3 protein-coding genes are annotated in these 7480 nt (G+C 53.2%); all 3 read left to right on the top strand.

Annotated features, from left to right (window positions below; genetic code table 11):
- Positions 1 to 2079, top strand: a 2079-nt coding sequence (locus tag BLQ82_RS27625) for a non-ribosomal peptide synthetase (RefSeq protein WP_143013576.1), incomplete at its 5' end; no start/stop codon positions are given.
- Complete coding sequence (locus tag BLQ82_RS27620; RefSeq protein WP_062525470.1) at positions 2072 to 6736, top strand: type I polyketide synthase; 4665 nt, start codon at positions 2072 to 2074, stop codon at positions 6734 to 6736. The genes BLQ82_RS27625 and BLQ82_RS27620, both read left to right, overlap by 8 nt.
- 20 nt (positions 6737 to 6756) lie before the next feature.
- Positions 6757 to 7467, top strand: a complete 711-nt coding sequence (locus BLQ82_RS27615) for a histidine phosphatase family protein (RefSeq protein ID WP_062525468.1) — start codon at positions 6757 to 6759, stop codon at positions 7465 to 7467.
- The last annotated feature ends 13 nt before the right edge of the window (positions 7468 to 7480 follow it).

The following is a 7480-nucleotide window of genomic DNA, read 5'->3' as shown; positions in this document are numbered from 1 at the left end:
GCCTGGGAAGAGCAGGGGGAAATGGGCTTTAACATCGAGTACGCCACCGCGCTGTTCAAGGACTCCACGATTCAGCGGATGGGCGGACATTACCAGCAGATTGTCCGGCAGGTTCTGCAGTCTCCCGGCCGGACAATCCGGGAGCTTAGCCTGCTCGGGCCAGAGGAAGCAGAGCAGGTACAGTACGGATTCAATCAGACCGAGGCCGGGTATGACCTCAGTCAGAGCATTATTGCGCTGATCGAAGAACAAGCGGGGAAGAGGGGAGACGAGACGGCAGTCGTCTGCGAAGGGCAACGTCTGACCTACCGCGAGCTGAATGAGCGGGCCAACCAGGTCGCCCGCTTGCTGCAAGATCGGGGCTGCCAGCGGGATGAGATCATCGGCATCCTGGCGGAGCGCTCCCCGGCGATGATCATCGGCTTGCTGGGGATCGAGAAAGCGGGCTGCGCCTATCTCCCGCTGGACCCGGACTATCCGGCGGAGCGGATCGGCTATTTGATTGCAGACAGCGGGCTGAAGCTCGTAGTGACCCAGACCGCCTTTGCCGCTCAGGCGGCTGCCCTGGGCGTAACTGCTGTGGATGTCGAAGAGGAAGCGGTCTATGCAGGGTACGAACGGGACAATGTCGCCCTGGACATCCTCCCGCATCATTTGGCCTATGTCCTCTACACCTCGGGTTCAACGGGCAAACCCAAAGGGGTCATGCTGACGCACGGGGGACTGGTGAACCGTCTGCGCTGGATGGCGGAGGCGTACGGGATGGACGAACGGGAAGTCGTTCTGCAAAAGACCACCTATACCTTTGACGTTTCGGTCTGGGAACTGTTCCTCCCGCTGATGATCGGGGGCGTGCTCTGTCTGGCAAAGCCGGGCGGGGAAAAAGACCCGGATTATCTGGTTCAGCTGATCAACGAACAGAGGATAACGACGCTGCATTTCGTGCCTTCGATGCTGTCAGGCTTTGTGCATGCGCTGCCGGAGAACGCGTCATTGGGTCAGCTGAGGCGCTGTATTTGCAGCGGTGAGGAGCTGACGCCTGAAGTGAAAGACCGGTTTTTCCGCAGGATCGAAGGGGTTGAACTGCATAACCTGTACGGACCCACCGAAGCGTCCATTGATGTCACCTCCTGCGAGGTACACCCATCCGACACGCTGATTCCGATTGGCAAGCCGGTATCGAACACCCGCTTGTACATCGTATCCGAAGAAGGCGGGCTGGTGCCGGTAGGCATTCCGGGAGAATTATGCATCGGCGGCGTGCAATTGGCGAAGGGGTACCTCAACCGGCCGGAGCTTACGGCGGAGAAATTCAAGGCGCTGCCGGGGCTGCCGGAAGAACGGCTGTATTTCACGGGGGACCTCGCCCGGTGGCGGGAAGACGGGAATATCGAGTATTTGGGGAGAAAGGATACCCAGATCAAGCTGCGGGGCTACCGGATCGAGCTGGGGGAGATCGAGTCCGCCATCCAGAAATATGACAGCCGGATCGAAACGGCTGTCGTGGTGAGCCAGGGGGCACAGGCAGAAACCAAAGTGCTCTGCGGCTATTTTACAGCCAGGGAGCGAATCGAAACGGAGGCGCTGAAGGAATATTTACGCCGGGAGTTGCCGGCGTATATGGTTCCGGTCTTTTATATGCAACTGGATACGCTCCCCCATACCTCCAGCGGGAAGGTTGACCGAAAGACACTTTCCCAAATGGAAATACGTGTAGAGAAAGTGCGGTATGTTCATCCGAAAACCATGCTGGAAAAGCAGATGTCACAGCTCTGGAAAGAGGTTTTGCACATCGATAAGGTTGGTCTTCGTGACGATTTCTTCCAGATCGGAGGAGATTCCCTCAGTGTGATTATTCTGCATCAGCAGGTGAAGCAGCAGGTAGACGCTGAAATCTCAATCGCCAATTTGTACCGGTACCGCACCATTGAAGCTTTACTGGATTACCTGAGCCAGAAGCAAAATACTCCTGCCCGGCACACTGCAAGCAATGCCGGACGAAGAGAACTGCTGCTGCAAGGCAACGAGAAAAGAGCGCAAAGATTATCAAAAAGAAAAGGGATAAACCGAGATGAGTAAACAAACAAACGGACTGGAGATTGCAGTCATTGGCATGTCGGCCAGATTTCCGGGTGCGGCGGATGTTCATGCCTTCTGGGACAATTTAGTCAACGGCAAAGAATCCATTACATTTTTCACTGCGGACGAATTGCTGGAGAACGGGATTGAACCGGCAGCGGTGTCCCATCCGGATTATGTCCGCGCCAAAGGCTATCTGGAGAACAGTGAGCAGTTTGACGCTTCCTTCTTCGACTACTCGCCGCTGGAAGCCGAAGTGATGGACCCGCAGGTTCGCCTCTTTCATGAATGTGTCTGGGAAGCGCTGGAGGATGCCGGTTATTGCCCCGGCACGTATCCGGGTTTAATCGGATTATATGCGGGGGCGGCCGGCAGCCTCTATTGGCAGGCCCTTTCCTATTTATCGGAATCTGCCCGGCTGCTCGGTCCATTTACCGCGAACCAGTTCGCCAACAAGGATTATCTGTCGACGCTGATTTCCCACCGCCTCAATCTAAAAGGACCGAGCCTGACGGTCAATACAGCCTGTTCAACCTCTCTCGTAACCATTCACCTTGCGGCTCAGGCGCTGCTGAACGGTGAATGCGATATCGCTGTGGCGGGTGGTGCGAGCATCACCATGCCGCTGAAATCCGGCTATCAGTACCAAGAGGGGATGATATTGTCGCCGGATGGACACTGCAAGGCGTTTGATGAGGAGGGACAAGGCTCTGTCCCGGGAAATGGAGCTGGCGTAGTCGTCCTGAAGCGTTATGAAGAGGCTATCGAAGACGGAGATCATATATATGCAGTGATCAAGGGGTCAGCGGTCAATAACGACGGAAACCGCAAAAGCGCCTACACGGCGCCAAGCGTGGAAGGACAGGTTGAAGTCATCCAAACGGCCCAGCAGCTGGCCGAGGTGACTGCGGCGTCGATCCAATTTGTTGAGACGCATGGAACAGGCACGGTACTGGGGGACCCGATTGAGCTGGAGGCGTTAAAAGCGGCTTTTGGAAACAGTGAAGGGGTCTGCCGGATCGGTTCGGTGAAGTCGAACATCGGCCATCTCGATGCGGCGGCAGGTGTCGCCGGATTTATCAAGGCAGCGCTCAGTTTACAGCACAAATTGCTGCCGCCTACCCTGCACTTTACCAAATTAAATCCAAAAATCAGTTTGGCGGATTCTCCCTTCGTGGTAAATGCCAAGCTGTTCGATTTATCAGGCGCAGGCGACACACTCAGAGCCGGAGTCAGCTCTTTTGGAATCGGCGGCACGAATGCGCATATCGTTTTGGAAGAAGCCCCCCCGCCGCCAAGATCGTCGAAGGGAAGAGATTCACAGCTTATTCTGATTTCGGCAAAAAGCAAAAGCGCATTGGAACAGCACAGCAGCAATCTGGCGGCCTATCTCAGCAATCACCCTGATGTGCCCTTGGCGGATTTGGCCTATACCCTGCAGGTCGGGAGAACGGATTTCGGGCACAGACGGTTTGTCGTGGCGAACCATACGGGCGAACTTCAGGAAATGCTGCAAACGCTGGGCAATGAGAAAGGAAAGCACTCACGGAAAGTATTCACGAGTACTGTCGAACAGGATAACAAACCGATCGTATTCATGTTTCCGGGGCTGGGCAATCAGTACGTGGATATGGGGCTGGGGCTATATTGTACAGAGCCTCTCTTTAAGCAAGAACTTGATAGATGTTTTGACCTGCTGGACAGCCACTTGGATTTCTCCGTGAAAGCCATTCTTTTCCCGCAGGAAGCACGGGATGAAGCCATGCAAAAGATCAACCGGATTGATATCAATCAAATGGTGGTCTTTATCTTTGAATATGCCCTTGGCAAATATCTTATGGAGCTTGGGATCAAGCCGAAATATATGATTGGCTACAGCTTTGGAGAATTCGCCGCCGCTTGTCTGGCAGGCGTTTTTGTGCTGGAAGATGCCATCCGCGTGATTATCCGGAGAGGACAGATGATTAAGGGGACGGAGGAAGGCGCTATGCTCAGCGTTCCGATGACGGAGGAAGAGCTGCGGCCTCTGCTCCCGCCGGACGTCTCCTTAAGCATTGTGAATGGCCCTTCCTGCGTGGTAGGCGGAACCCGGAAGGCGGTTGAACAGCTTGAGGAGCAATTGAAGTCATTGCGGCAAATCTGCATCCGTCTGGACACGTCTTATGCCCTTCATTCCGCGGTGATGGAACCGGTCAGAGATGCTTTTACGGAAGAGATGAAGCAAATCCGTTTGTGTCCGCCGCAAATTCCGTTTATTTCGAACCTCAGCGGGAACTGGATTACCGATGAGGAAGCAACCGAACCGGGGTATTGGGGACAGCAATTAACCGATTCGATCCGTTTTGCAGATGGCTTGCAGGAGATCTTGAAGGAAGAAGCGCTGACCTTTCTCGAAGTAGGACCCGACCGGAATTTAAGTGCGCTCTTGAGATACTTTGTACACCGTGATTCGTCGCATACGATCCTTAATCTCATTCGAAATCCGCAGGAACAAGTGGAGGATCAGAACTACCTGTACACCCGGCTAGGCCAGTTATGGGGAGCGGGACACAGCATTGAATGGATGAAGCTCTATGCCTATGAGAAAAGAAAGCGGCTTTCCCTGCCGACCTATCCCTTTGAACGGGAATCGTACAGGCTGGAGGGCAACCCGTTTGACATGCTGGAGGGTCAACAGAAGGACAAGCATTCGCTCTTGCCAAAACAGCCGCATATGGAAGACTGGTTTTATCTTCCGCTCTGGCAGCAGAAGGTGCTGCCGCTGGCCTCCGGGTCGTCGGGCGGGCAGTTCTGCCTTCTTTTTGCGAACCATGATTTGATCAGCAGGGAACTGCTGCAGGCGTTATTGCACAGCGGGCAGCGCGTAATTACCGTTTATCGCGGTCATGAATTTAGTATGCACAATGACCACGAATATACGATTCACCCGGAATCGCTGGCGGATTACCAAAAACTGTTTGCGGCCCTGCAAGAGAAAAAGCTGGAGGCGGATAATCTGGTTCATCTGTGGAGCCTGGAGAACCGGGTTTCCGCGCATTTGGATGCGGCTGGATTTCATGAAAGCCAAAAAAACGGGTTTTACAGTGTCACCTATATTGTCCAAAGCCTCCATCAATATAGCAGACACAAGGCGGTTCGGATTGCAGTTGTGACGGACGAAGTGTTCTCTGTAACGGGGCAGGAAAGACTCCACCCGGAGAACGCCCCTTTGATTGGGCTGGGCCTGGTGATTCCGCAGGAAATGCAGCATATCCGGCATCTGACCGTAGACATCCAATCTGCTTCTGTAGAAACAGGGGAAGAGGCCAAACAATTGGCCGGGATGCTGTTAGAGGAGCTGGGCGGCGAATATCGTGACCGGCAGGTTTCTTACCGGGGGTTCCAAAGATGGGTGCCCATCTATCAGCCTATCAAGCTGGAACCACAGATCGTCAAGCCCGATCTGTTTCGGACTAACGGTGTGTATGTCTTGACTGGCGGAGCAGGCATGATCGGGTGGATTATTGCTGAGCATCTGGCGATAAACTATCGCGCCTCCATCGCTATTATTCAGCGCTCGTTCCCGGTGAGACAGGAATGGGACAAGTGGCTGAATGATCACCCTGAAGATGATCCAGGAAGCCGGACCATCCATGAGATGATGCAGGCTGAGAAGCTGGGTGCGAACATCGCCATCTATCCGGCTGATGTGAGTGACTACAGGCAAATGACGGATACCATTGAGGCTATCGAAGGCGATCTGGGAGCCATTAACGGTGTCATTCATTGTGCCGCAAATATGGGAGCAGAGTTTTTTAACCCGGTTACCCGGTTGGATGAAGCGCTTTGCCGGACCATTTTCCAGCCGAAGGTTGACGGTTTGCTGGTTCTGGATCAGGTGCTGGAAGATAAAGACCTTGATTTTTGTCTGCTCATGTCCTCAACGGCTGCGGCCTTAGGGGGCTACGGATTTGCCGCCTATTCGGCGGCGAGTGTATTTATGGATACGTACACGAAGACAAGAAATAAGCATCGGCAGGTCAAGTGGAAATCCATTGATTGGGAGGCATGGAGGCGGGAGACGAAGGCAGAGGGAGGGTATACATCTTCAATTGGCGACTTGGCGATGAGCCCGGATGAGGGAATTGAGGCCCTGAAACGGGTGCTGTCCGTAGAAAAATACCACCATCTTGTTCACTCCCCCGGTCTTTTGGACAAGAGACTGGCTGAGTGGGTACAGCTTCAAGGGATTTCGGAAGGCAAGCCTGTTGTGCAGCGAGATGGACAAAAGAAACGGCAGCGTCCTGCTGCAATGGTTGAATACGAACAACCTTCCAATCATCTGGAGAAGCAAATCGCTGGGATTTGGGAGGATTTTTTGGGAATCAGGGACATCAGCATCCATGATAACTTTTTTGAGTTGGGAGCTACGTCCTTGACGCTGATACGCATCAAATCGATTCTGGAAGAAACGCTCAGCCTTCAAATTCCTATCGTTGATTTGTTTGCCAACCCGACCATCGCAGCGCTGGCCAGACGGATTCAGCAGGCTGAGCATGGCGGGCATGATGGGCAAGAGGATACAGCGATGAGCAGGGTGGAAAGTGGAAGGCCGGGTTTAACCAGACAATTGCAATTCAGAAAATCCGCAGGGATCGATTCTGGTTCATACGACTAAGCTTGAAGGGAATTTGAGGGATGCATTTATATATTGTCCGCCATGCAGAGCCGGATTATGACAATGATAGCCTCACTGCTGCCGGAGAGCTTGAGGCAAAGGCACTGGCGCAGTATCTGCAGGTTCAGGGAGTCGATTATATTTATTCATCGCCAATGGGCAGAGCGTTGAAGACGATGAGGTATACCTCTGAGCTGCTGGGGATAGAGCCGCGGACGGAGGATTGGCTGAAAGAGCTGACAGATTTATGGATGGAGCATTCTCCTTGGGGGTATATAGGGGTTTTTGATATTCCGGGTGAAGTAATCCGAAACGGGGACCCTCTCCCGACCCATGAAACCTGGCATCAGCTTAATTATTACCAGGAGGTTCAGGCAAAAGAAAGAGTAGAGGAGATCCGCAGAAGCTCTGACCGGCTTTTGCTGTGCCATGGATATGAAAGAAAGGATGGACGGTACTCATGCATCAATCCCAACCAGGATAAAATTGTGGTGTTTTGCCATAGAGCTATTGGTTTGACATGGCTTGGCCATTTACTGGATATTCCGATTTCGTTAATGTGGACAGGGTTCTGGATGCCGCCGAGTTCAGTCACGACGGTTGTTCTGGAACAGCGGTCGGACCGGTGGGCGACGCCAAGATGCATCGGCTTTGGGGATACTTCGCATATATGGAAACAAGATTTGACGTTGAAAACCAAAGATATTCACAACGACTGTTTTGTTAAATAGACCGCCAAATCAT

The organism is Paenibacillus jilunlii, from assembly GCF_900102965.1.
Classification (GTDB): Bacteria; Bacillota; Bacilli; order Paenibacillales; family Paenibacillaceae; genus Paenibacillus_AQ; species Paenibacillus_AQ jilunlii.
Note: the sequence above shows the minus strand (reverse complement) of the source record. Positions and strands in the feature narration are given on the sequence as shown.

Bases quoted from the DNA above. Each gene is read 5' to 3' on its own strand.
- BLQ82_RS27620 (WP_062525470.1), top strand. From the start codon at position 2,072: ATGAGTAAACAAACAAACGGACTGGAGATTGCAGTCATTGGCATGTCG.
- BLQ82_RS27615 (WP_062525468.1), top strand. From the start codon at position 6,757: ATGCATTTATATATTGTCCGCCATGCAGAGCCGGATTATGACAATGAT.